At 38.8% G+C, this 25,086-nt stretch carries 21 protein-coding genes; 14 read left to right on the forward strand and 7 right to left on the reverse strand.

Annotation, left to right across the window (positions count from 1 at the left end; all coding sequences use genetic code 11):
• Positions 1-101: 101 nt before the first annotated feature.
• A complete protein-coding gene (locus tag MKX14_RS15815; protein ID WP_046812171.1) occupies positions 102-1,055 on the forward strand; it encodes a DUF6160 family protein in 954 nt (317 codons plus the stop codon).
• An 80-nt stretch (positions 1,056-1,135) separates the two neighbouring features.
• Here MKX14_RS15815 and dusC read toward each other — a convergent pair whose 3' ends face one another.
• Together dusC and MKX14_RS15825 are read right to left on the reverse strand one after the other, a co-directional pair.
• On the reverse strand, positions 1,136-2,080 hold the full coding sequence (dusC, locus tag MKX14_RS15820; RefSeq protein ID WP_025464116.1) for a tRNA dihydrouridine synthase: 945 nt from the start codon (positions 2,078-2,080) through the stop codon (positions 1,136-1,138).
• An 84-nt stretch (positions 2,081-2,164) separates the two neighbouring features.
• On the reverse strand, positions 2,165-2,974 hold the full coding sequence (locus MKX14_RS15825) for a cytochrome C assembly family protein (protein ID WP_240282942.1): 810 nt from the start codon (positions 2,972-2,974) through the stop codon (positions 2,165-2,167).
• Between the two features lie 140 nt (positions 2,975-3,114).
• Between MKX14_RS15825 and ffh the strand changes: the two genes are divergently transcribed.
• Positions 3,115-4,527, forward strand: a complete 1,413-nt coding sequence (ffh, locus tag MKX14_RS15830; RefSeq protein ID WP_002120334.1) for a signal recognition particle protein — start codon at positions 3,115-3,117, stop codon at positions 4,525-4,527.
• 49 nt (positions 4,528-4,576) lie between these two features.
• Here the strand turns inward: ffh and coaX are convergent, their stop codons facing one another.
• Positions 4,577-5,311, reverse strand: coding sequence for a pantothenate kinase (gene coaX / locus MKX14_RS15835; protein ID WP_233735035.1), 735 nt, complete (start codon positions 5,309-5,311; stop codon positions 4,577-4,579).
• Positions 5,312-5,326: 15 nt separating this feature from the next.
• A complete protein-coding gene (birA, locus tag MKX14_RS15840; RefSeq protein WP_233735037.1) occupies positions 5,327-6,079 on the reverse strand; it encodes a biotin--[acetyl-CoA-carboxylase] ligase in 753 nt (250 codons plus the stop codon).
• 30 nt (positions 6,080-6,109) lie between these two features.
• Here birA and MKX14_RS15845 point away from each other — a divergent pair, with 30 nt between their 5' ends.
• The 7 genes from MKX14_RS15845 (at position 6,110) to MKX14_RS15875 (ending at position 16,708) form a co-directional block, all read left to right on the forward strand.
• Positions 6,110-6,913 carry a sulfite exporter TauE/SafE family protein gene (locus MKX14_RS15845; protein ID WP_240282943.1) on the forward strand — a complete coding sequence of 268 codons (804 nt, stop codon included), beginning with the start codon at positions 6,110-6,112 and terminating at the stop codon, positions 6,911-6,913.
• Between the two features lie 256 nt (positions 6,914-7,169).
• Complete coding sequence (locus tag MKX14_RS15850) at positions 7,170-7,865, forward strand: GntR family transcriptional regulator (RefSeq protein WP_002120391.1); 696 nt, start codon at positions 7,170-7,172, stop codon at positions 7,863-7,865.
• A 10-nt stretch (positions 7,866-7,875) separates the two neighbouring features.
• Positions 7,876-11,325 (forward strand): chromosome segregation protein SMC, encoded by a 3,450-nt coding sequence (gene smc, locus MKX14_RS15855; protein WP_240282944.1) that lies wholly within the window; start codon positions 7,876-7,878, stop codon positions 11,323-11,325.
• Position 11,326: 1 nt separating this feature from the next.
• Entirely contained in the window at positions 11,327-12,373 is a 1,047-nt protein-coding gene (zipA, locus tag MKX14_RS15860; protein ID WP_005803241.1) for a cell division protein ZipA C-terminal FtsZ-binding domain-containing protein, read from the forward strand.
• Between the two features lie 94 nt (positions 12,374-12,467).
• Entirely contained in the window at positions 12,468-14,507 is a 2,040-nt protein-coding gene (gene ligA, locus MKX14_RS15865) for an NAD-dependent DNA ligase LigA (protein WP_240282945.1), read from the forward strand.
• 252 nt (positions 14,508-14,759) lie between these two features.
• Positions 14,760-15,224 (forward strand): heteropolymeric bacterioferritin subunit Ftn, encoded by a 465-nt coding sequence (ftn, locus tag MKX14_RS15870; RefSeq protein ID WP_001214863.1) that lies wholly within the window; start codon positions 14,760-14,762, stop codon positions 15,222-15,224.
• Between the two features lie 290 nt (positions 15,225-15,514).
• A complete protein-coding gene (locus tag MKX14_RS15875) occupies positions 15,515-16,708 on the forward strand; it encodes an MFS transporter (RefSeq protein ID WP_240282963.1) in 1,194 nt (397 codons plus the stop codon).
• 69 nt (positions 16,709-16,777) lie between these two features.
• On the opposite strand, the gene otsA is transcribed toward MKX14_RS15875, so the two are convergent.
• On the reverse strand, positions 16,778-18,211 hold the full coding sequence (gene otsA / locus MKX14_RS15880; protein ID WP_240282946.1) for an alpha,alpha-trehalose-phosphate synthase (UDP-forming): 1,434 nt from the start codon (positions 18,209-18,211) through the stop codon (positions 16,778-16,780).
• Complete coding sequence (gene otsB, locus MKX14_RS15885; protein WP_240282947.1) at positions 18,199-19,050, reverse strand: trehalose-phosphatase; 852 nt, start codon at positions 19,048-19,050, stop codon at positions 18,199-18,201. The genes otsA and otsB overlap by 13 nt, the downstream gene beginning before the upstream one ends.
• A 356-nt stretch (positions 19,051-19,406) precedes the next feature.
• Between otsB and MKX14_RS15890 the strand changes: the two genes are divergently transcribed.
• The 5 genes from MKX14_RS15890 to bioD all read left to right on the forward strand — a co-directional run bounded on the left by MKX14_RS15890 (position 19,407) and on the right by bioD (position 24,062).
• Complete coding sequence (locus MKX14_RS15890) at positions 19,407-20,138, forward strand: alpha/beta fold hydrolase (protein WP_240282948.1); 732 nt, start codon at positions 19,407-19,409, stop codon at positions 20,136-20,138.
• A gap of 93 nt (positions 20,139-20,231) precedes the next feature.
• Positions 20,232-21,512: an adenosylmethionine--8-amino-7-oxononanoate transaminase gene (gene bioA, locus MKX14_RS15895; RefSeq protein WP_240282949.1), complete on the forward strand. Its 1,281-nt coding sequence runs from the start codon at positions 20,232-20,234 to the stop codon at positions 21,510-21,512.
• 1 nt (position 21,513) lies between these two features.
• Complete coding sequence (gene bioF / locus MKX14_RS15900) at positions 21,514-22,671, forward strand: 8-amino-7-oxononanoate synthase (protein WP_240282950.1); 1,158 nt, start codon at positions 21,514-21,516, stop codon at positions 22,669-22,671.
• Positions 22,668-23,417 (forward strand): malonyl-ACP O-methyltransferase BioC, encoded by a 750-nt coding sequence (gene bioC / locus MKX14_RS15905; RefSeq protein WP_240282951.1) that lies wholly within the window; start codon positions 22,668-22,670, stop codon positions 23,415-23,417. The genes bioF and bioC overlap by 4 nt, the downstream gene beginning before the upstream one ends.
• Positions 23,418-24,062: a dethiobiotin synthase gene (gene bioD, locus MKX14_RS15910; RefSeq protein WP_240282952.1), complete on the forward strand. Its 645-nt coding sequence runs from the start codon at positions 23,418-23,420 to the stop codon at positions 24,060-24,062.
• Positions 24,063-24,124: 62 nt separating this feature from the next.
• Here bioD and rluB read toward each other — a convergent pair whose 3' ends face one another.
• On the reverse strand, positions 24,125-25,048 hold the full coding sequence (gene rluB, locus MKX14_RS15915; protein WP_002120431.1) for a 23S rRNA pseudouridine(2605) synthase RluB: 924 nt from the start codon (positions 25,046-25,048) through the stop codon (positions 24,125-24,127).
• Positions 25,049-25,086: the final 38 nt, after the last annotated feature.

Here is a 25,086-nt window from a genome sequence, read left to right on the forward strand (position 1 = left end):
TTTGCATTCGTCGGGTTATAGAGATAATTGCTTTGTACTTGAATATTATTCTGATAGTCTGAACAAATAATAAGCGTTTGTCTCTTAAGGATTAGAGCGACATGAAGAATAAAAATATAGGGTTTTGGCTGCTACTTGCCAGTAGTTCAAGTGTATTTGCAATGCAACCTTTGGATGATCAAAGCCTTGCAGCAGCGACGGGTCAAAATGGCTTAACTTTAGGAATTCAGGCCGATAAAGTTAAATTTAATCAAGTCGCACTCATTGATACTAACGGTATTGCTTCAACTTCTTATAACAGCAAGGCTGGTTTTGTTATTGCTGGAAACTCTACTAATCCAGTTCCTGGTATAGAGTTTATTAAAGCCGCTGTATCGGGTAATCCTTCTTTTAATATTGCAATGGATACCGATGCTGGGGGTGGAAATCCTTTTTTAAATTTAGCTATATCTATGGGGAATGATGTAAACGGAATTCGACTTCTACCTTTTTCAGTTTATTTAGCCCCAAGTACATCTTTATCTAGCCCATCCGATTATGCATTAACAAGTTATGCACCAAAATCAATTTTTAGTTCGGGAACGACAGTAAATACGGGTGTAAAAGAAATTATTCGTTCTAGTGGAAATCTGGATATTAACTTTGTACAAACCAATAAACCCCGTTTAAACATTCAACTTGGCCATGCTGCGCAGTCCGTCATGGTTAAATTGGGTGGGGCAATTCAATCTATTTGTTCTGCTGCGTCAGGTTGTCCAATTACTTTAGTGTCCGATAATACGGGTGCTACATTTGGGTTTAAGTTTGCAGGAACAAATACCTCAACTGGTTTTGTGTTAGATGGTTTTTATGCAGGTGTTGATCCAACTGGATTAACTTTTGGGAATACAGGCGCATCTAGTAAATTTGATGCTTCACTTAATAATGTCACTTTAGGGAATATGGGTACTCAAAATACAACAACGTTTAATAATTTACCTAATGGTTCTATGGGGAGTTTTGGTGTCACTGGTGTTTCTGTAACTGACTTTAAAATGAAAGTAAGCGGCTTTTAAAAAAGAATAATAGCTTAACCTGAAATACGAAAGAGGGCAGTTGTGAAAACAATCGCCCTCTTTTTTTAGGTTATAGCGAGTTAAATAGTATCTGATCTGGTATGTTCTAATTGTTGAACAATTTCATCTAAAGCTTTAATACGTTTCACTTGGTCCCATAATTCTTTCGCTTGAGGATAGGCTTTGGTCATCATGCCTAACCATTGCTTATAACGACCAACCATCCCAATTTCTGTTTTTGCTTGACCATTTAAAAAGCGAATTTGTAAATCAACAAGTTGTTCCCAACTAAATAACGCTTCATCCATATTTTGGCGAATGCATTGGGTTAAATCTGGAGTCGTTACCGCACCACGGCCAATCATTAAGTCTTCACAACCAGACTGTTGCTGACAAGCTCTAGCATCAGCATTGGTCCAGATTTCACCGTTAGCAATGACATTAATTTTTAAAGCTTCTTTAATGGGTAGAATTTTTTCCCAATAAGCTGGTGGCGTATAGCCATCTGCTTTAGTTCGAGCGTGTACAGTTAACCAGCTTGCACCTGCATCTTCAACAGCGTGGGCATTTTCCATCGTATGGTTTTCATCGAGGTAACCTAAACGCATTTTTGCTGAAACAGGAATGTGTGCAGGTACCGCATCTCTTACTGCTTTAATCAGTAGATGTACCACGTCTGGTTCATCCAGAAGTACTGAACCACCACGATGTCGATTAACGGTTTTTGCAGGGCAACCGAAATTAAGGTCGATTGCAGGTGCACCCAATTCAACAACTTTTGCTGCATTTGCTGCCAGCATATCTGGATTATTACCTAGAAACTGAACATGAACAGGGGTACCGGCTGCTGTTTTACCATCATTTTTTAGTTCAGGACAAAAACTATAATAGATGTGATCTGGCAAAATACTGTCTGTAACGCGAATAAACTCGGTCACACACCAGTCGAAATCACCAACAGATGTGAGTGTATCCCGCATGATCGGGTCAGTTAAACCTTCCATTGGAGCGAGTATGAGTTTCACAGTCTGTGTCACCTGAGTAAAACGAAAACAGCGTTATACGGGATATGCATAACGCTGTCTAGTATCGATTAAATTTTAATTTTTCTAGCGCCCTAAGATCATCTCAAGCACAAATTTACTGCCGATAAATCCGATCGCTAAAAGTACAAAACCCATTAAGGTAAAACGAATTGCTTTTTGGCCTCTCCAGCCAAGTTTGTAATGGCCGATCAGTAATGCACCATAGATAAACCAAGAAATAATACTAAATACGGTTTTATGAGCAAGATGCTGAGCAAAGAAGTTATCAATGGTTAAAAAACCAAATGTAAGCGCAATCGTTAATAAAATGAAACCAGTAATGATTAGATCAAATAACAAAGATTCCATCGCTTGAATTGGCGGGAGTAAGTTGACCCAAAAACGTTTTTTTTGTTTCTTTTTGAGTTCACGATTTTGGAACCATATTAAGATTGCATGTATGGTTGCCATCAGTAAAACTGCATAGGCAGAAAGTGAAAGAATAATATGAGTATCAAGACCTAGCGAATGCTGCTCAATAAATTGGTCTGGTCGACTAAATGCAAAACCTAAAATAAGACCAATAGCTGCGACAGGAATGCCTAACAAGTTTAACGGCAGAATAGGGCGGAAAGTACTAAAAATTAAGCTTAACAATAGCATAAGTCCCGATGTGAAAGACATCAGGTTAAATACATCGTAGTTAATTCCCGCTGGTGTAAGCATGGCATCGCATAAAACTGTACCGTGCAACAGTAGTGCCAAGATAGTAACAAAAGCAAATAACCATGAGTTTGGTTCACGTTTTGACATTAAACGAATAAACAGATACCAGAAAGAAGTGGTATATGCGATGAGTGCCAAAATTGTGTAAACCAAGGGGAGGCTAATCATGTCAAACCTTTTTCAGGATTAATTCATCTATATAAGATATAAATTCGCTGCGAACTAAAGTATCCTATAGCATTCTATGCATAAATTTTCTATTTCGAGAAAGATTTTTTTGCAACTAGCCATTTTAAGCGGATTTTGCAATGTTTGATACCTTAACAGAACGACTCACACAGAGTTTAAGAAATGTTACTGGCTCAGGGCAGCTGACCGAAGACAATATTAAAGATACCTTACGTGAAGTACGTATGGCACTTCTTGAAGCCGATGTCGCGTTACCTGTAACTCGTGAATTTATCGCGAAAGTTAAGGAAGAGGCATTGGGCCAAGAAGTGATGACCCAGTTATCACCAGGCCAGGCATTTGTAAAAATTGTCTATGACGAACTCACCAAGATGATGGGTGAGGCGAATGAAACACTTGATTTAAGTGCGAAACCTCCTGTTGTAGTATTACTTGCTGGTTTACAAGGTGCAGGTAAAACCACAACTGCTGCCAAGCTGGCACGTTTCTTAAAAGAACGTCAAAAGAAAAAAGTAATGACTGTTTCTGCCGACGTTTACCGTCCGGCAGCAATTAAACAGTTAGAAACTGTTTCAAATGAAGTTGGTGCAGGCTTTATTCCTTCAGATCCTTCTGAAAAGCCAATTGATATTGTTAATCGTGCAATTGAACAGGCAAAAATCCAGTTTGCTGATGTATTGATTGTCGATACGGCAGGCCGTCTACATGTCGATGCAGACATGATGGATGAAATTAAAGAATTGCATGCAGCAGTTAAGCCGACTGAAACTTTGTTTGTGGTTGATGCCATGACAGGTCAGGATGCTGCAAATACAGCAAAAGCATTTAATGATGCTTTAGCACTTACTGGTGTGATTCTTACTAAAACTGATGGTGATGCGCGTGGTGGTGCAGCGCTTTCTGTGCGTGCCATTACTGGTAAGCCAATCAAGTTCTTGGGTATGGGCGAGAAGCTTGATGCCTTAGAACCATTCCATCCGGATCGTGTTGCTCAACGTATTTTAGGCATGGGTGATGTACTTTCTTTAGTCGAAGAAGTTGAACGTAAAATCGACAAAGAAAAAGCCGAAAAAATGGCGAAAAAATTGCAAAAAGGCGGTAGCTTCAACTTTGAAGATATGCTGATGCAATTTGAACAAATGAAAAAAATGGGCGGCATGATGGGCTTCTTAGACAAGTTGCCTGGCATGAGCGGTGCAGGAATTCAGCAAGCAATTGAGCAAGCGAACCCTGAAAAACAAGTTAAGAAGATGGAAGCTATTATCCAGTCAATGACTGTTAAAGAGCGCCGTAATCCGGACTTAATGAACCCAAGTCGTAAAAAACGTATTGCAGCAGGTTGCGGTATGGATGTTGCTGAAGTGAATAAACTTATCAAGCAACAAGCACAAATGGCCAAAATGATGAAGAAGTTTGCCAATCCATCTGGTATGAGTAAAATGATGCGTTCATTAGGCAATATGCAAAAGCAATTTGGCGGTGGGGGTGGCGGAATGGGTCCACTGTTTGGTAACAACGACCAAAAGAAATAAATCCATAAAATAAAAGGCGCATATAGCGCCTTTTATTTTGTTGTGTATTTTAGTCTTTAGGATAATGAGCAATATATTGCTGTAGTCCTTTGAGTAAAAGGTCGGTTTCCACAACAGGCTTATATTTTTGTAAGAACTTGGCAAATAGTGTTGCATCGCCACCAGTTAGCAGCAGCTTTTTAGGTGATTGCTGTATAATATTTTCAATGGTACTAATGAGGCCTAATAAAATACCGTGATGTACTGCATCTACAGTGTTATTGCCCGGATTTAGGTTATCAAAAGCTGAGTCTGGAATTTTAATACCCTTGGTATTTTGAATAAGAGCATCTCGCTGCAAATACAAATTAGGCAGGATGTAACCTCCTAAATGCTGTTTACCTTGAGTTAGGTCAATTGTGAGCGCTGTTCCGCAACCAATAATGCAATAGTTTTCATCTGCTTGAGCTACAGCGAGTACTTGTAACCAGCGGTCAATCCCGAGCTGACTCGGAACTTCATAACCACAGTGTAAACCTGCATATTCAGAGTGAACTTTCGCAAAAACTACTGGAATTTCAAGCCATTTTAAAATCTGCTGAATGCGTTGATTATTCTCGGTATCAAGTACCGAAGAAATTCCAATGCGATGTAGACCTTGATGTTTAAAGTGTTGGATTAACCCAAGTAATAAATCGGCAGGAGACTGCAAATGTAGCTCAGCTGCATGTTCAATAATTTGCTGATTTTCAGTAATCCAGTATTTTAAACGAGTGTTTCCGATATCAAGCCATAAACTTTTCATGGAGAAAACACCTATTTACTGAGTTGTGTGTGGTCTTAAACGACCTTGATAAAACTGCTGTGGTTCTGGAGTTTCAATAATTACTGCACCTTCATTGGAGATTCCAACGAAACGGCCATGTACCAGTCCCTGACTATGTTCAAACTGAACTAGCTGATTAATCCATGCCGCATGATGGTTAAAACGTCCCGCTAAATTGTAGCAGCCATGATCAAACCAGCGAGCAGCATTTTGAATAGCAACATAAAGCTCTGAAATTAACTCAAGACGACCCATTTGCTCTAGACCTAAATCCTCTAAAGAGGTAATCGGTTGGTCACTATCAGTCACTGGTGGTGTTTTTAAATTAATGCCTACACCTACAATAGCCTGATGCTGAGACAGTGGTTCGACTAAAATTCCACCCCATTTTCCATGCGTACTATACAAATCATTTGGCCATTTCACTTGCAAATTCAGCGCTTGTAACTGCGGGATTTGCAAAATATTCAGAGCAACTTCAAGTGCTAAGCGACCATCTAAGGGTGTTCGAGTTTGCACCAATGTGCTTAAATAAATATTTCCTTCAGGTGAAATCCATTGCCGTTGATGTTGACCTCGCCCTTGAGTTTGTTGAGCACTGCAAACCAAGCCCGTTGTAATGCCTTTTTGGGCAATTTCACGAATATCATCATTGGTCGAAGTTGTGGTTGCTTTTAATAAAACCACTTCTGGAAGCTGGTTTTTTGCGCTTAAAAGTTGTTGTAGTTGGCGAGTCTCTAAATCCATGTTGAATATGAGCAGAGTGGTAAAACATTTATGGAGTTAATCATATATTTACTCATTGGCGCAATTGCTGGTTTTACTGCCGGATTGTTTGGAGTTGGTGGCGGACTAATTATTGTACCAATCCTCTATGTCGTTTTTACCCAATTGCACTACGATCCCGCGGTAATCATGCATATTGCAGTCGGAACATCGCTTGCAACTATTATCGTAACGTCTTTTAGTTCTGTTTCAGCTCATCATAAAAAGGGTGCTGTACTTTGGCCTGTTTTTCGTAATTTAGCACCAGGGTTAGTATTAGGTTCATTTTTAGGGGCGGGTATTGCCGACCTAATGTCTGGCCAGCATTTGCAACTTCTTATTGGTATTTTTGCGGTTGTGATGGCCTATAGGATGTTTAAAGGAGCACATGTAGTTGTTGATCCAACGCGTAAGCTCCCTTCAACCTCTATGCAATTCATGGCGGGTGGAGGCATTGGTATTGCCTCTGCAATTTTTGGAATTGGGGGAGGAAGTTTAACCGTTCCATATTTAAACCGTCATGGCGTGGTCATGCAAAAAGCAGTCGCGACTTCTGCCGCTTGCGGTTTACCAATTGCGGTTGCTGGAGCGATTGGCTTTATGTGGTTTGGTGCAAAAGAACAAATCTCAGTGCCTAACACGATTGGTTATGTGCATATCTATGCTTTTATTGGCATTAGTGTCATGAGTTTTGTCACGGCGAAGTTTGGAGCAAAGGTTGCTCATGCGTTGTCGCCGCAGATGTTAAAAAAATGTTTTGCTTGCCTGTTAGTGGTGGTAGGCAGTTATTTTATTTATAAAGGCATTATGCACTAGAGACTAAAATCTTAAATTTATAAGACTGCGGTGTAAGAGCTTGAATTTTTAGGAATTCGAGCTTTTTTTGTTTATAAAATATAAGAGCGTTTCAAGCTTTTATTCATCTGATTTTGGTGTTGTTTTTAAATGAGTTGGCTTAAAATGCAATAAAATTGTCAGACAATGACATAGTTTTTAATCGATGGGATCAGTTAAAAACAAGGATGCGAAAGAAAAGCATGGATTAATGCATATAAAAAGTAGCGGGTGATTTATGAATCTCGAAGACACAGAAAGTCTTTCTGAGCAAATTGTCAAATATATTAGCGAACAGATCATTAGTGGCGAGCTAGTAGAAGGCGAACGTATTCAAGAACTACGTATTGCCAAAGAACTTGACGTTAGCCGAGGATCAGTTCGTGAAGCATTGTTATTATTAGAGCGTACTCATTTAATTGAGATTTTTCCACGCCGTGGGGCAATTGTTTCAGAAATGTCTGCACAACAAGTTAAAGCGTTGTTTGATACAAATATGATGTTATTGGGGCATATTGTACAACGCATGAGCGAAACATGGCGTGCGCATGAAGCAGATCAATTACAATTGCTATTAGAGCAACTTCTTGAACATGTCAAAGCAGGTGATATCGAAAAATTTTATGATGGGGTCTTCCAATATTTAGCTGAACAGCAAGATATGGTGGGTAATCCTTATCTAATGAAATTTTATAAAGAGTTATTACCTTCATTACGTCGTAGTTATTTTTTGACCTTAAATACCTCTAAGCGGGAACTACAAGAAGCATTTGCATTATTTAAACTCGTGACTGATGCAATTTTAATCCGAAAATCACAACAAGCCGCTTTATTTATGGAAGATTTTTGTCGACACTTACGTAACCTTGTGTTGGAATCGCTGACACGAATGAAACAGATTGAATTGGCTTGGGCAAGACGCTCACGCCGCTAGTTAGGGCATTATGCGTTTAAGCAGTTTAAAACTTTCCGGCTTTAAATCTTTTGCAGATAGTACAACCTTAAATTTTAAGGCTAACCGCACAGCAGTGGTTGGTCCAAATGGTTGTGGCAAATCCAATGTAATCGATGCAATCCGCTGGGTGATGGGTGAATCAAACGCTCGTCAACTCCGTGGTGGTAGCATGCAAGATGTTATTTTTACGGGGACTTCCAAACGTAAGCCCGTTGGTGTGGCCAGTGTTGAGCTACGCTTTGATAATACTTATGGAAAGTTGGGCGGATCGTATAATGCTTATAATGAGTTAGCTGTTCGCCGTCAGGTCACGCGTGAAGGTAAGTCAGAATATTTCTTAAATGGTACACGTTGTCGCCGCCGTGATATTACCGATATTTTCTTGGGAACAGGCTTGGGACCACGCTCATATGCAGTCATTGAGCAAGGCATGATTAACCGTCTGGTTGATGCCAAGCCTGAAGAAATGCGTGTGTTCATTGAGGAAGCCGCAGGTGTTTCTCGTTATCAGGCTCGTCGCCGTGAAACTTTGCAGCATCTTGAACATACAGAGCAAAACCTTTCACGCTTAGACGATATTGCACTAGAGTTAAAATCGCAGCTTAAAACGCTTAAGCGTCAGTCGGAAGCAGCGGTTCAATATAAAACTTTAGAAAGCCAGATCCGTACGCTCAAAATTGAAATTTTGTCTTTTCAGGCAGAGAAAAGTGTACGTCTACAAGAAGAATATACCGTTCAAATGAATGAGTTGGGTGAAACCTTTAAATTGGTTCGCTCAGAATTAAGCACGATTGAACATGATTTAGAAGCAACCAGTGCTTTGTTTCAGCGACTTATTCAGCAATCTTCACCGCTACAACAAGAATGGCAACAAGCTGAAAAGAAACTATCTGAACTTAAAATGACTCTTGAACAAAAACAGAGTCTATATCAGCAAAATAGTACGACTCTCGTTCAGTTAGAGCAGCAAAAATTCCAAACTAAAGAACGTTTACAGCTTTCTGAATTGCAACTTGAAACACTGAATAATCAGCTAGAAGAACAAACAGAAGCTTTAACTGGAGTTGAGCATACAGCGACGGAGGCTGAACAAAACTTTGCTGATTTACAATCTCAGCAAAAACAAGCACAACAACAGTTTGAACAAATAAAAGCTCAGGTTGAAAAACAACAGCAGCAAAAAATGCAGATGTCAGCTCAAATTGAACAGTTGGGTAAAAATGTTCAGCGCATTGAGCAGCAAAAAGAAACGCTGCAACATCAAGCAAACCAAATTCAATCGCATGTTCATGAAGATGAGCAGGGCGAGCTTGAGCAACTGCAACAACAGCTGCGTAGTGAAATTTCGATGCTTGAAACTGAAATTGAGCAGCAATTACTGCATTTAGAGCAATCTCAACAGCAACATCAGTCAAGTAAAAATCAGCAGCAAACGCTGAAAACAGAAATCCAAGTTTTATTATCAGAGCAGAAAAACTTAAGCCAGCTTGTTGCTAAACAAAGTCCAAAGCAAAACCAAGATACGCTACGTTTAATGCAGGCTCTAGAGTTAACAGAGCAAGGTAAACCACATGCGCAGATTGTTGAGAAGTTTTTAGCAAAATGGTTACAAGCTCATATTCTTGAGACCGAACAAGTCTTTCAAGAAGGAGTTGCCCGCCAGTTAAAACCTTCAGAGCAAACAAGTAAATTTAAAGGAAACTTGGTTTGTTTGAATGAGTGGATTGCATCGCCACGGCTATCAATCTTTTCAAATGTAGCGATTGCACAAGATTTGACTCAAGCTTTAAATGAGCAAAAGCAGTTGCAACATGGCCAGTCTGTTTTGACTTTAGATGGCTATCATGTCGGGCAGGATTGGGTGATTGCCCTTATGTATGATGACGAAAGTCAAAGTGCACAAGGTATACTGAGCCACCGTATTCGTCTAGATGAAATTGAACAAGTTCTTGAAAAGCAACAACCTCAATTACAAACACTAGATCAAATTGTAGTTCAGCAAAAAGATGAGTTAGTGCAATTACAGTCAGGTGTGCAGCAAAAACAACAAGTCATTAAACAAAAACAAAAAGACTTGCAACAGCTTGATGTGCAAATTGCCAAGCAACAAACCGCAACACAAGCATTCTTACTGCAAAAACAGCAATTAAAAGATCAACTTGGTCAGTTAGACATGCAGCTTGAAGAAGATGCAATGCAAAAAGACGATCTTGAGATCGATTTGCATGCATTAGCAATCAAGCTTGAAACCATTTTACCTGACTATAAAACTTTGCAATTTAGGGTAGAAGAATTAACAGAGCAGCTAGACGAGCAGCAACAAGCCCTGCAACATCAGCAACAAGAACGTGAAATTTTACGCCGTAATAGCACGCAGACAACTCAACAGATTGAGTTGCTTGAAAAAGATATCTCATTCTTGCAGAGCCAATATCAGCAAATTGCAGCTCAAATGGAGCAAGCGAAAAAGTTTGTTGACCCTATTCAATTAGAGCTACCAAATCTTGAGTCAGAGTTTCAGCAACAATTTGCTCAAACTGAAAAGTTGCAAAAGAACTGGAATGAATGGCAGCTTGAACTCAATAGTGTGCAGGAAAAACAGCAGACTTTGACAGATCAGCGTCATCAATATCAACAAAAAGATGAGCAGCTTAGAGAACAACTTGAAGCGAAACGATTGGCATGGCAAGCAGCCAAGTCAGATCGTGAGCATTATCAAGAGCAGCTTAAAGAGCTAAATGCCGAACTCCAAAAAGGCTTACAAATAGATTTAACCGAGCACCAGCAAAAACTGGAAAAAGTACAGAAACAGTTTGAAAAAATTGGAGCGGTTAACCTTGCCGCTTCACAAGAGTTTGAAGAAGTTTCTCAGCGTTTTGATGAGCTGAGTCACCAGATTCAAGATTTGGAAAATACGGTAACTCAATTAAAAGATGCGATGAAAAGCATTGACCAGGAAACCCGTAAGCTATTTATGACAACTTTTGATCAGATCAATCAGGAGTTGCAAAACCTGTTTCCAAAGGTTTTTAATGGTGGTGAGGCGAGTTTAAGTCTTGAAGATGACTGGCAATCTGGTGTTAAACTGATGGCAAGGCCACCAGGTAAGAAAAATAGTTCTCTAGCATTACTTTCCGGTGGAGAAAAGGCTTTAACAGCGTTAGCATTAGTATTTGCGATTTTTAGATTAAATCCGGCACCGTTTTGTGTACTAGATGAAGTGGACGCACCACTTGATGATGCGAATGTTCAGAGATATTGTAATTTGGTAAAAGAACTTTCTGAACATGTACAATTCATTTACATTACACATAATAAGCTGGCGATGACCATGGCAACTGATTTGTTGGGTGTGACCATGCCTGAACCGGGTACATCAAAATTAGTCACTGTCGATTTAGAACAGGCAAAAGAATACGGGTTAGTTTCGGAGTCATAGAATGGAAATCAATACGATTATTGGCATCGTTGTTGCCATTATAATTATGCTAATTGGCTTAAAAATGATTTTAAAAAAGCCAAACCATGCTGAACCCTCATTAGACAGTGATTTGCATATTAATCCTGATAGTAATCAACCGGTTATACCTAGACACGTGAGAGATCAGCTTGAGAAAACTGAAGCTGAATCTGTGGCGGTGACTAGTGCAGAGCGAGTAGAACCGACTTTAAGCGAGGCTGCGCCGTCACAAGTACCTGAAACAAAACAGTCAGAAATTGAAACCGTAGAACCCGCTAAAGCAATTCAAACTGAACAAACTCAAGCAGTTGTTGAAAATGCTTCTGTAGAAGAAATTAAATCTGAACAAATAGTACCAAGCTCTACCATTCATAAAGATGGTTCAGTTGAGTTGGTTGATACAGTTTCTGTTAAACCGGAAGCTGAAGCTTTAGCAAAAGAAAATCTGGAAGCTGAAAGCGAAAAAACTGAGCCTGAGTTGAGTTTAAACCCGAATATTGAAACTGCCGAAATTGCTGAGTTTGAAGGCGAGAGTAATATTCTGGATGTGCATTTACATGAACAACAACGTTATGATGATGAAAGTGCATTAGCGATGGCTGAACAGATTATTGCGCTAAATGTTTATCCAAACCCTCGTCGTGCATTGTCTGGTGATAAAGCACTTAAAGTGCTGTTAAAATATGGTTTACGCTACGGTGAAATGTCGTGCTTCCATCGTTATGAAAATACCGATGAGCCGAGTGTACTCATGTTCTCTGTATTACGTATGACAGACAATGGACCAGCTGGTTTTGATCTTGAAACTCTATCTACTGAACAAGTTCAAGGGTTAGCATTTTTCCTTGCGCTTCCAAACAGTAAAGCCGTGACTGGTTTTGACATGATGGCGAGTATTGCAGGTTTAATTGCTCGCGAAATTGATGGCAAAGTTTACGATGAGAATAATCTTGAATTTACGCCACAGTTAAAAGAACACTGGCGTCATCATGTGATTGATTATCGTCCGGCACAGGCGACCGCCTAGTTTTAATTTTTTACGTTCGTTGCGATAATTGCAACATATCTAGTCGCAGCTCAGGGTGGAGAAATTTCCACCCTTTTTTATGGTGAATAACATAATGGCAACAACTTCCGTGATCGAACAGATGCGTCAGCTTATTCAACTGATTGCAAAGCATAACCATGCCTACTATGTCATGGATCAGCCGACAATCTCGGACAGTGAATATGATCATTTATTTCACCAGTTAAAAGCTTTAGAAGAGCAATATCCTGATCTTGTTCAATCAGATTCACCAACTACAAAAGTAGGGGGACAAGCGCTCTCTAAATTTCAAAGTGTGACTCATGTAGTTCCGATGCTTTCTTTGGGGAACGTTTTTAATCAGGAAGACTTATTCGCATTTGCACGCCGTGTTGAAGAGCGTTTGCCTAATCAAAAAGTACAATACGAAGTCGAACTAAAACTTGATGGTCTTGCGATTTCTCTCTGGTATGAAAATGGTGTGTTAATACGTGGCGTTACACGTGGTGACGGAGAAACCGGAGAGGACATTACCCAGAACGTTAAAACGATTCGTAATTTGCCTAAAGTGTTACATTCAGATCACTTTGAAATTCCACATTTGCTGGAAGTTCGTGGTGAAGTACTTATGCCAAAGTCCGGTTTTGAAAAACTCAATGCCGAACAGGAAGCTAAAGGCGATAAAACATTTGCGAACCCGCGTAATGCAGCAGCTGGTAGTTTAAGACAACTTGATCCTAATATTGCTGCGGCTCGACCTTTAGCATTTTATGCTTACGGCATTGCGCAATGTGAACCTAATCATGGCTTAACTACCATGCATGACAGCCTGCAATGGCTCACAAAACTTGGATTTGAAATTGCTGAACGTCAATATCTGTGTAATTCAATTCAAGAAGTACAGCAACGTTATGAGCAAATTCAGCAAGAACGTTCAGATTTACAAGTTGAAATTGATGGGATGGTTGTAAAGGTTGATGACTTAAAGCAACAACAACAACTTGGTTTTTTAAGTCGTGAACCACGTTGGGCAACTGCTTATAAATTCCCTGCACAAGCTGCATTAACTACAGTTGATCAGATTGATTGGCAAGTAGGGCGTACAGGTACTTTGACTCCTGTAGCGCGTTTAAACCCTGTATTTGTGGGAGGAGTTACAGTTTCCAATGTAACTTTACACAACATTGGTGAGATCCATCGCCTAGATGTACGTGTTGGTGACACGGTGAGTGTTTATCGTACAGGCGATGTTATTCCTAAAGTAGAAAAAGTTTGGCCAGAGTTCCGTCCTTTTGATGCCGAAGTTGTACATTTACCTGAAAACTGTCCTGTTTGTGCTTCACCAGTGGTAATGCCTGAAGGGGAAGCTTTAGCACGTTGTTCTGGTGGACTGTATTGTGCTGCTCAGCGTATTGAAGCGATTCGTCACTTCGTATCACGTAAAGCTCTAGATATTGAAGGTCTAGGCGATCGTTGGGTAGAGTCTTTATTACATCTCGATTTGCTCAAAGATGTTGCAGATATTTACCATTTGCACGAACACCGAGAAACTTTACTCGGGATTGAAAAAATGGGCGAGAAATCTGTACAGAACCTAATTGATGCCATTGAAGCCAGTAAAAAGACAACGCTTGCGCGTTTTATTTATGCTTTAGGAATTCGTGGGGTGGGTGAAACAACAGCTAGAATGTTAGCCAATACTTTCCAAACTTTAGAAGCGCTTAAAGCTGCTGATGTAGAAGCTTTAAAGAAAACCCCAGATGTTGGTGATATTACTGCAGAGTGGATTGCTGACTTTTTCTTGGCACCGCACAACATTGAAGTGCTTGATCGCTTAATTGCAGCGGGCATTCATTGGGATGCACCGACTGCACCTACACGGCAGCCATTAAATGGCGAAAGCTGGGTATTAACGGGCACATTAGAGCAAATGACGCGTGATCAGGCGACTCAAATGCTACAAGCATTAGGGGCGCGTGTAAGTGGTAGTGTATCGAGTAAAACCAAATGTGTTGTTGCGGGCGAGAAGGCTGGTTCGAAATTAGAAAAAGCAGCAAAACTAGGTATTGCTGTTATGAATGAGACTGATTTCTTATCACTCATGGCGAGCTACGGGCAGACTTTAAGCGAATAGATCTACCGAAATAAGAACCATTGATTTTAGTTACAAATTTATAAATTGATGGTTTGAGCCATATTTTAACGCTTGTCTGAACTTATAAATTGGACAAGCGTTTCTTTTTGCAGAGGAAATTTAAATAACTTAAACTGCAAATGCGTATGTTTCTCATTTTAATTTTATAAAAATCATAAACTTAACCATTTTTTGTTTTGCAATCACTTTTAAGATTGCCCATAATAGTTCTCATACGATAGGAGATTTATTATGCGTGGCAATCCAGAAGTCATAGACTATTTAAATATGCTCATTGGCGGAGAATTGGCTGCCCGTGATCAATATCTAATCCATTCTCGTATGTATGAAGATTGGGGTTTAAATAAAATTTATGAACGTATTGATCATGAGATGCAAGAAGAAGCTTCTCATGCTGATGCGATTATTCGCCGTGTATTGTTTTTAGGTGCTAAACCAAACATGCACCGTGAAGATATCAATGTTGGTACAGACGTTGTATCTTGTTTAAAAGCTGATTTGGCGCTTGAATATCACGTTCGCGAAAAGTTAGCGACAGGTATCAAACTTTGTGAAGAGAAGGGCGATTACATTAGCCGTGATATGTTGCGTCAACAATTATCAGATACTGAAGAAGACCATACATACTGGTTAGAAAAGCAATTACGTTTAATTGAGTTGATTGGCTTGCAAAACTATATTCAATCTCAAATTTAATAAAAAAACCCAGCTAAGGCTGGGTTTTTTTATTGGCTCATTTTAATAAAATGAAGTCTTAACTTAGATGTTGATTTTGTCAAATTGAACATATTCAGAGCCTTACTATATAAGGCTTTGGCAGTTACAAAAAAGTCAGAAAAATTGTATCACACCCCCTGTTTTTTTTATGGAATTGTTTATAATTTCGCCAACAAAACCCTTGCCTAGAAATTTAATGAGGCAAGGGTTTTTCTATGGAAAATCGGTTGGTATGGATCGCCAATGATTTTATGGTGAGTTCGCGAAATATGTTATTTACCAAACCTGCTGTTTTAGATACAGCTACTCTCCTAAGCACACAGCGTCTTGCAACACGACTAAGCTTTTTTAGTTTAGGTTTTGCGACTGCAGCTTGGGCACCTCTTATTCCTTTTGCACAGCAGCGTTTAAACCTAAATCATGCCGATTTTGGTTTACTTTTGCTGTGTATGGGTATCGGGTCAATGATTGCTATGCCTGCGACTGGTGCTTTAGTAAAGCGCTGGGGATGTCGTCCGTTAATTGCTTTGGCATTGATGCTGTTAATGGTTTTATTGCCTAGCCTTACGATGTGGAGCAGCATTGTGACGATGGCTGTAGCATTGTTTATTTTTGGATCGGCAGCAGGATGTCTTGGAGTAGCTATCAACTTACAAGCAGTAGTTGTTGAAAAACATAGTGTGCGAGCTCTCATGTCGAGCTTCCATGGAATGTGCAGTCTTGGTGGCTTAACAGGCGCTATGCTTGTGACAGCACTATTAGCCGTGGGCCTTTCTCCTTTAATGAGCACTTTATCAGTTGTTATGATTTTGCTTGTTATTGGTGGCGTTGCTATTCCTTCTTGTTTAACGTCTTTTGAACAGGATGAAAAGCCACATGAAGATACAACTCAAGCACCGAAAAAATTTTATCGTCCTGATGGCATTATTCTGCTTATTGGTATGATGTGCTTTATTGCCTTTTTATCAGAAGGTGCAGCAATGGACTGGGGGGGGATTTATTTAACAAGTAAATATCAGCTTAATCCTGCTTTTGCTGGTCTGGCTTACACTTTCTTTGCGCTTAGCATGACGACTGGTCGTTTTGCAGGTCATATTTTGCTTAAGCAATGGGGTGAAAAAAATATTGTGACTTATAGTGCGATTGGTGCTGCTATTGGTATGGCTGTTATTGTAATGGCACCAGTGTGGCAAGTGGTTGTATTGGGCTATGCATTATTAGGATTAGGTTGTTCTAATATTGTACCCGTGATGTTTTCTCGTGTTGGTCGACAAAACAATATGCCTAAAGCAGCAGCACTTTCTTTAGTATCAACAATTGCCTATACAGGTTCATTAAGTGGGCCAGCTTTAATCGGTTTAATTGGAGAATGGACTGGTTTAAGTACGGTTTTAACAGGAGTAGCTGTATTACTATTTATTATTGCTTTACTTAACCGTTTTACATTAGTAAAGACAAATTAATTTATAAATAATAATCACCAAATAGCGAACCTCGAGAAATTAAATTTCTCGAGGTTCTTTTATTTAGATTTATAGAACCTGATAAATAGATTGAGAATTATCTTGTAATAAGCGCTGAGGCTTCATTAGTAAAGTTGGTGTCTTTTCTAAATCATCCAAGAAATTGTTTCGCCAATTGGTAAGATCAGATGATGTTAATCCCTCTATCAATTGTTGATAACGATTACTACGCTCAGTTTTAGACATTTCTAAAGCCATTTTTAAAGTATCCATCATTGCGGCTCTATCTTGCGGATCAACAATCAAGGCTTGAGACATCTGTTCAGCAGCACCAGCATATTTAGATAAAATGAGCACACCTGGATTTTCTGGGTCTTGTGCCGCAATATATTCTTTAGCTACTAGATTCATCCCATCACGTAGTGAACTGATCCAGCAAATATCTGAATTGCGGTAAATGTGCATGAGATTATGGTGTTGTACCGTGTCATAGCAGCAATCTACAGGTCTCCAGTCTTCATGCGCAAACTCTTCGTTAATTAACTCCAGCTTGGTTTTAAAACGTTGATATAAGCGTTGATAAGCTGGAATATCGGTACGAGAAGGGATCGCCACTTGAAGATGTCGAACTAAGCCATGATATTCAGGGCTGGTTTCCAAAAAGGTTGCAAATGCATTAAATCTTTCGAGTAAACCTTTTGAATAATCAATACGATCAACTCCAATAATAGTTTTTTGACGTGGAATTTCTTCAAAATTAAACACCGAAGAGGTCGCCAAATCTTGTTGGGCTTGTTTTTGTATAAGTTCAGGCTGAACACCAATTGGGTACGATTTAATTAATATTTGACGTTTTTTATAGCTAATACTGTTGCTTTGAATTTTTTGAGCTTCGAGTAAATTCAGACAAGTCTGCATGCAGGCATTTTGGTCAATCTGAGTTTGTAAGCCAATAACATCATATTGGCTCAAGTCTTGAATTAACTCACGGGCTACCAGAATTTTGTGCCAGATATTCAGACTGGCAAAAGGAATATGTAAGAAGAAACCAATTTTGTTTTGCATGCCTAATTCACGGCAATAGCGAGCCACACTAAAAAAGTGGTAATCGTGCACCCAAATAAGATCTTCAGGCTGAGCAAGCTCTTTTAGCTTTTGAGCAAATAAGCGATTAACCTTTTGATAGGTCTTATATTCTTCTGCATCATATTCAATTAGATCATCTCTATGATGCATTGCTGGCCACAAAACTTTGTTAGCAAAACCACAATAATATTGGGCATATTGCTGATGAGTGAGGGGACAGGTAATGTAGTCAATTCCTTGAGAATAAGCCTGCTCAAATTCTGGCGCTTCGCTATCGGTAATTTGCTGCCCATTCCAGCCTAACCAGATGCCGTTACTATCATTTAGTGCATCCTGTACAGCTACAGCGAGACCACCTGCTGAAGCTTTACCCGATGGCATACTTATTCTGTTCGATAATACGATTAATTTAGACATAATTTTTCTCCATTCTGATTTTGGCTATTTTTGACATATAAGCTTTTTATTTTGTTTTGAAATAAAAGAAGAAAATCCGCGACATTATCAATATCTTTTAATATATAATTTGCTTGTGTTTCGCCTGAACCTACTTTAATACTAAGGCCAGATTGCTGATTAATATAAGTAAAACCAGATTCATCTGTTAAATCATCCCCTATAAAAATAGGTAATACAGGAGGTAAATTAAGGTGATTTAATATAGTCTCAATTGCTCTACCTTTATCAGCTTGGTTTGGAATTAATTCAATAACAAATTTTCCTCTATTTATTTTTAAGTGGGGATAATTGAGATTGATTTGCTGCATAATATTAATAGCATTATTTTCTAAATTAGGATTTTTACGATAATGTAAGGCAATAGAATATCCTTTGTCTTCGATTAATAATTCGGGGTGTTTATCACAATTTTTGAGAATATCTTGTTTTAATTTTTTGAAATTAATACTGCTTAAATCTGGTCGAATATAATTTCCTGAATCAAAATAAATATCTAAACCATGTAAACCAGCAATTGGAACTTCAATAGGATGTAGTAGTTTTCTTGCAGTATCTACATCACGACCTGTTACAGCAATAACAGGTATATTTAATTTAGTAATTTTTTTTATAACTTCTAATGTAGTCTGTGGAATAAAACTATGCTCAGGATTAATTTGAAAGGGTGCTAATGTGCCATCAATATCCAAAAATAAGCAGTAATTTTTATCGAAAGATAAGTTATTTATAATATCGTTGGGTGTAACAAAAGATGTATTTTTTTCTCTCCCATCAGATATTGTGTTTTGACTGTTCATATTAGCCTTCCTAATACTTTTTGATCAATAATTAATCTTCTAGCATTAAAATGAATTGATGAGTCATTTCTTTTAATAAAAAAACATAAGTATTAACATTAATTACATTGCATAATGGATTTATAGGCGAAGTGTGGAGTATGTTGTTTTTTGATTGGCTTCAATGTTTAGATAATTAACTTTTTGTATGTTTACTATGAATAATGCGGGTATTATTTATCAATATATTTCAGAATATTATCTCATTATAAATGCTTAATTTTATGCTCTAAAGTTTACTTTTTATATTGATTTTAAAAGATATTTTAAATCGATATTATTATATAATCTTTATAAAGTTGGCTTTGGATAGGCATATGAAGTTACAAAATAAAATTTTATTAATTACAGGTTGGGGAGTAGGAGTGGAGCCTTTGCAGTCTCTTAAATTGCAATTGGAAAAAGCTGGCTATCAAACACAACTTATTAATATTTTTAATATTTTAGATGGTAACTATTGTGCCCAGCTTGATTTAGTTGCTGAGGTTGATGTAGTAATAGGTTGGTCTTTAGGTGGACAGTTAGCAACTCAACTGGTTAATACTTTTTATGAACAAACAGGGCAAACTAAAACGTTAATTACGCTCGCTTCAAATCCATGTTTTGTTACCAACGATAATTGGCAAACTGCTATGCCTGCTGATGTGTTTAGTCAATTTAAAGCTTCTTTTTTTCAAAACCCGCAAGTCACTTTAAAGCGTTTTTATTATTTAATTACACTCGGTTCATCTCAGGCCAAACAAGATTGGGTAAGCATACAAAACATAGCAAATCCGCCTTCAAGTGAATTGCTATCAGTGGGTTTGAAAATGCTTGAACAACTAAATTTGGTAGATAAATTAAAAAGCTATCTAGGTCCGCAGCTTCATGTGTTTGCCGAGCAAGATAATGTTGTTCCTTGCAAAATTATTGAAAATTTCAAGAATATCACGACAGAAAACATGAATTATAAAGTGCTAGAAGGCGCTACTCATGCTTTTCCATACCTAGAAGTAGATCGAACAATTGAAGAAATCTGCCAATTTTTAACAATTCATCAGCAAAGTTAATAAGCTTTGGTTGATCTCGCAATTTTCTTTCATTCTTAACAGGTTTAACATGTGCTAAATGAAAGATTTAATTGCTGTAAAAGGGTATAGAGGATGACCGATAATTTTGATTTGGAACATATTTGGCATCCATATACCTCAATGACCCAACCTTTACCAACGTTTAAAGTTAAACGTGCCTATGGGGCAACGATTGAACTAGATGATGGTAAGACTTTAATTGATGGTATGTCGTCATGGTGGTGTGCAATTCACGGCTATAACCACCCTGAACTCAATCAGGCAGTGACAGATCAATTACAGAACATGTCGCATATCATGTTTGGTGGTTTAACTCATGATCCTGCAATTGAACTTGGAAAAATTCTTTTAAAAATTACTCCACCGAGTCTCGATAAAATTTTCTATGCAGATTCAGGTTCGGTTGCCGTTGAAGTTGCTTTGAAAATGGCTGTGCAATTCTGGACAGCACAAGGCCAACCACAAAAAACAAATTTTATTACTACACGTTCTGGTTATCACGGTGATACATGGAATGCGATGTCTGTGTGTGATCCAGTGACAGGCATGCATCAGATTTTTGGTACAAGTTTACCGAACCGTCTTTTTGTAGCAGCTCCGCAAACCAAATTTCATGAGGAGTGGAACCAAGAAGATATTGCCGAGTTAGAGCAAGCTATTCAGCAAAATCATGAAAACCTTGCTGCACTGATTATTGAGCCGATTGTTCAAGGTGCAGGGGGGATGCGTTTTTATCATCCTGAATATTTACGTCAGGCTAAAGCGCTTTGTGAAAAATATCATCTGTTATTAATTTTTGATGAAATTGCCACTGGTTTTGGTCGTACAGGTAAGCTCTTTGCTTGGGAACATGCTCAAGTCGAGCCGGATATTATGTGCCTAGGTAAAGGGTTAACAGGCGGTTATATGACTTTGTCTGCGACCTTAACGACAAAGCATGTAGCAGAAACCATTAGTCGCGGTGAGGCTGGGGTATTTATGCACGGCCCAACTTTTATGGCCAATCCACTCGCTTGTGCTGTTGCTTTAAAAAGTACGCAATTATTAATTGAGCAAGATTGGCAGGCCAATATTAAGCGAATTGAGCAACAGCTTAGCCAATATCTAGCACCTTTAAGTCAGCTTGATTATGTTGCTGATGTAAGAGTGCTAGGTGCAATTGGTGTGGTAGAACTCACCTTTAATGTTGATATGAAAACCTTACAGCAACAATTTGTAGACCGCGGAATCTGGATCCGTCCTTTTGGAAAATTGGTTTATGTGATGCCACCGTATGTCATCACGCATCAAGAGTTAAGCGATTTGCTCGAACAATTAGTTGAAGTTGTTCAAACGATGCAGGGAGCGAATTAAGATGTCTTTACTCGATCATTTTTCTACCGAATTAGATGAGTTAAAGCAACAAGGTAACTTTAGACAATTTACCCAAAATGTGCAGCACGGACGTTTTATTATGATCCAAAATAAAACGATGCTCAACTTAGCTTCAAATGATTATCTTGGGTTGGCTGCTGATATCAATCTTCGTCAAGAGTTTTTAGATAGCTTTCCAATCGAGCGTAGCTATTTTAGTTCTTCATCTTCACGTCTATTAACGGGCAATTTTGATGAATATGAACAATTAGAAAATAGCTTTAGCCAAGCATTTGGTGGTCGCGCGGCACTATTATTTAATAGTGGCTACCATATGAATATTGGTATTTTGCCAGCTGTTGCTGATAGTAAAACTTTAATATTGGCGGATAAGTTAGTTCATGCCAGTATGATTGACGGTATACGTTTATCTGGCGCTCAGTATGTGCGTTATCGACATAACGATTTACAACACTTGGAACAACTCCTCCAAAAATATCATGATGATGACAAGATTGAACGAATCATTGTGGTCACAGAAAGTATTTTTAGTATGGACGGTGATGAGACGGATTTAGCCGCTTTAGTTCAGCTAAAAAAACGGTTTGCTAAAACTATGTTATATGTTGATGAAGCGCATTCAATTGGCGTTCGTGGTCAGCAAGGCTTAGGATGTGCTGAACAATATAATGTGATTCAGGAAATTGATTTTCTGGTTGGTACATTAGGTAAAGCATTAGCGGCGGTCGGTGGTTACATTATTTGCGATCCAATTATTAAAGATTATCTCATTAATAAAATGCGCCCACTTATTTTTAGTACTGCACAGCCTCCGATTGTTATGGCATGGGCAAACTTTATTTTTCAAAAAGTATTACTCGCTCAATCTCAACGTGAACACTTAAAAAATATTAGCCAATATCTTCAACAAGCTGTTGTGCAAAAGGGCTACGATAGCCCATCGACCAGCCATATCATTCCAGTCATTGTTGGAGAAAGTCAGGCTGCTATCACTAAAGCAATGCAGGTTCAGGCAAGTGGTTTTTATGCCATGCCTGTGCGTCCACCAACAGTACCTAAAAACAGTTCACGTTTGCGTATTTCTTTAACGTCAATGGTGCAGCAACATGAACTTGAAGAATTGGTGAGTTTTCTGTGAGTTTGAATAAAAACTTGGTTGCCCAGCGTTTTGCCAAAGCAGGGCAAAGCTATTCAGAACATGCAATTGTTCAAAAACAGATTTGCCAAAATTTAACAGGTTTAGTTCAGCAGTTCTGCCCACGTACGATGTCGCGTGTCTTTGAAATTGGTTGTGGTTCTGGCAATTTAACTCATCTTCTTACTACATATTTTCAGTTTGAAGAGTTAATTTTGAATGATCTATATGCAGATGTGCAGCAACACTTTAGTCATCAAGAAAATTTAGAATGGTTGATTGGGGATGTTGAAACTTTAGATTTTCCCCAGCAGCTCGATATGATTGTTTCAGGTTCAGCTTTACAGTGGATGCAAGATTTACCGCACTTGCTCAAACGTTGTAATGAAGCTTTAACTGAGCGAGGTTGGTTATGCTTTTCAACATTCGGCTCTCAGAATTTAATAGAAATTAAAGAGCTAACAGGACAAGGTTTAAGTTATTGGTCAGTTGAAAATTGGAATAGTGCCTTAATTCAGGCCGGTTTTGAGATTTTGCATTTGTCAGAATCAGAAACTCAACTCTATTTCGATTCACCTAAAGACGTGTTACAGCATTTAAAAGCAACAGGTGTAACAGCAACTGCTCAGCATCGTTGGACTAAGCAAACTTTACAACAGTTTTATCAAGATTATGATCGGTTTAAGTGTGCCGAAGGATATTCCCTAACGTATCATCCGATTCATTGTATTGCCCGGAGAATGAAGTAAATGAGTGGCCAGATCTATTTTGTGAGTGGGATTGATACCGAAATTGGTAAAACCTACGCAACAGGATTTTTAGCAAAATTATGGACTGAGCAGGGTAAAAAAGTGATTACCCAAAAACTCATTCAGACAGGTAACGCTGATATTTCTGAGGATATTGAAAAGCATCGTGAAATTATGGGGCAGGGTTGGTTTCAAGAAGATCATGACAAGCTAACCATGCCTGAAATCTTCAGTTATCCTGCTTCACCTCATCTTGCAACACGTCTTGATAACCGAGAAATTGATTTTCAAAAAATTGAAGATGCGACTCAAACATTGGCGGAGCGTTTTGAAATCGTATTGTTAGAAGGTGCCGGAGGCTTAATGGTGCCACTAACCACCAGTCTGCTGACCATTGATTATGTCGCTCAGCATCAGTTTCCTGTTATTTTAGTAACATCGGGTCGTTTGGGAAGTATTAACCATACTTTGCTTAGTCTTGAAGCACTTAAGTCTCGTGGACTGAAGTTGCATGCCTTGGTTTATAACCTAAAAGATGAATCAAAAGATCCATTAATTTCTCAAGATACTTCAAATTTTTTGAAAGATTATTTAGCTATTCATTTTTCTGAAGCTGAATGGATTGAACTGGCAAAAATGAACTAAGTTAAACAGGTTATAAAAAAACCGCTCTAATTTGAGCGGTTTTTTTACATCTTTTTAATATCTTAGAATTTCTTCGAACCGCGGTTAAAACCAGTCGATTTACGTTGGTTCCCTGTGTTAACAGGAGCTTCTTTTTCATCATCACGACGTTGTTGACGTAAGTAACCGCCACGACGCGCAGCCATTGGTTTTTCAGTCATACGATCAGTACGGCGTTTTGCCATACCAAATAAACCTGTACCTTGACGTGGTTTTAACTCAACCGATTTGGCTAAGTTGTCGATGTCAGTTTTGTCGAGTTCCATCCAGCGACCAGTACGTAATTCGCGTGGTAAAATAACTGTACCGTAGCGTGTACGTAATAAACGGCTTACTTTAAGATCTTGCGATTCAAAAATACGACGTACTTCGCGGTTACGACCTTCTTTTACTACAACTTGGTACCAGCGGTTAATACCTTCACCACCAATTTCAGAGAATGATTCGAATTTGGCAGGGCCATCTTCGAGCTCTACTCCGTTGACCATGTTTTGGCGTAGTTTTGGCGTTACTTCACCCATTACTCGAACAGCGTATTCACGTTCGATTTCATTAGATGGGTGCATTAAGCGGTTAGCAAGTTCACCATCATTTGTGAATAGTAATAAACCAGTACTGTTAATATCCAGACGACCTACCATTACCCAGCGGTCATTGGCAATTTGTGGTAAATGATCAAATACGGTTGGGCGTTTTTCAGGATCATTACGTGAACAGATTTCACCCTCAGGCTTATAATAAATCAGTACGCGACGACGAATTTCGTCTTCAATCTGAAACTGAACTTTACGGCCATCAATGCGTAATTCATCGCCTGGTTCAATGCGCTCACCCACTTGGGCAACACGACCGTTTACACTCACGCGTCCTGCGGCAATAACCTCTTCCATATATCGGCGGGAACCTAATCCGATTCGCGCTAATACTTTTTGCAATTTTTCACTCATGACAGCACAACCTTAGACATAATGATCAACAGTCCACC

The organism is Acinetobacter pittii (genome assembly GCF_022449185.1).
GTDB classification, from domain to species: domain Bacteria; phylum Pseudomonadota; class Gammaproteobacteria; order Pseudomonadales; family Moraxellaceae; genus Acinetobacter; species Acinetobacter pittii_I.

Excerpts from the sequence above, each read along its gene's own strand:
- otsB (WP_240282947.1), bottom strand. The coding sequence starts at position 19,050 with ATGAACAGTCAAAACACAATATCTGATGGGAGAGAAAAAAATACATCT.
- ligA (WP_240282945.1), top strand. The coding sequence starts at position 12,468 with ATGGCAACAACTTCCGTGATCGAACAGATGCGTCAGCTTATTCAACTG.
- MKX14_RS15825 (WP_240282942.1), bottom strand. The coding sequence starts at position 2,974 with ATGATTAGCCTCCCCTTGGTTTACACAATTTTGGCACTCATCGCATAT.
- ffh (WP_002120334.1), top strand. The coding sequence starts at position 3,115 with ATGTTTGATACCTTAACAGAACGACTCACACAGAGTTTAAGAAATGTT.
- zipA (WP_005803241.1), top strand. The coding sequence starts at position 11,327 with ATGGAAATCAATACGATTATTGGCATCGTTGTTGCCATTATAATTATG.
- bioF (WP_240282950.1), top strand. The coding sequence starts at position 21,514 with ATGTCTTTACTCGATCATTTTTCTACCGAATTAGATGAGTTAAAGCAA.
- MKX14_RS15845 (WP_240282943.1), top strand. The coding sequence starts at position 6,110 with ATGGAGTTAATCATATATTTACTCATTGGCGCAATTGCTGGTTTTACT.
- bioD (WP_240282952.1), top strand. The coding sequence starts at position 23,418 with ATGAGTGGCCAGATCTATTTTGTGAGTGGGATTGATACCGAAATTGGT.
- MKX14_RS15890 (WP_240282948.1), top strand. The coding sequence starts at position 19,407 with ATGAAGTTACAAAATAAAATTTTATTAATTACAGGTTGGGGAGTAGGA.
- smc (WP_240282944.1), top strand. The coding sequence starts at position 7,876 with ATGCGTTTAAGCAGTTTAAAACTTTCCGGCTTTAAATCTTTTGCAGAT.
- MKX14_RS15875 (WP_240282963.1), top strand. The coding sequence starts at position 15,515 with ATGTTATTTACCAAACCTGCTGTTTTAGATACAGCTACTCTCCTAAGC.
- ftn (WP_001214863.1), top strand. The coding sequence starts at position 14,760 with ATGCGTGGCAATCCAGAAGTCATAGACTATTTAAATATGCTCATTGGC.
- birA (WP_233735037.1), bottom strand. The coding sequence starts at position 6,079 with ATGGATTTAGAGACTCGCCAACTACAACAACTTTTAAGCGCAAAAAAC.
- bioA (WP_240282949.1), top strand. The coding sequence starts at position 20,232 with ATGACCGATAATTTTGATTTGGAACATATTTGGCATCCATATACCTCA.
- MKX14_RS15850 (WP_002120391.1), top strand. The coding sequence starts at position 7,170 with ATGAATCTCGAAGACACAGAAAGTCTTTCTGAGCAAATTGTCAAATAT.
- MKX14_RS15815 (WP_046812171.1), top strand. The coding sequence starts at position 102 with ATGAAGAATAAAAATATAGGGTTTTGGCTGCTACTTGCCAGTAGTTCA.
- coaX (WP_233735035.1), bottom strand. The coding sequence starts at position 5,311 with ATGAAAAGTTTATGGCTTGATATCGGAAACACTCGTTTAAAATACTGG.
- rluB (WP_002120431.1), bottom strand. The coding sequence starts at position 25,048 with ATGAGTGAAAAATTGCAAAAAGTATTAGCGCGAATCGGATTAGGTTCC.
- otsA (WP_240282946.1), bottom strand. The coding sequence starts at position 18,211 with ATGTCTAAATTAATCGTATTATCGAACAGAATAAGTATGCCATCGGGT.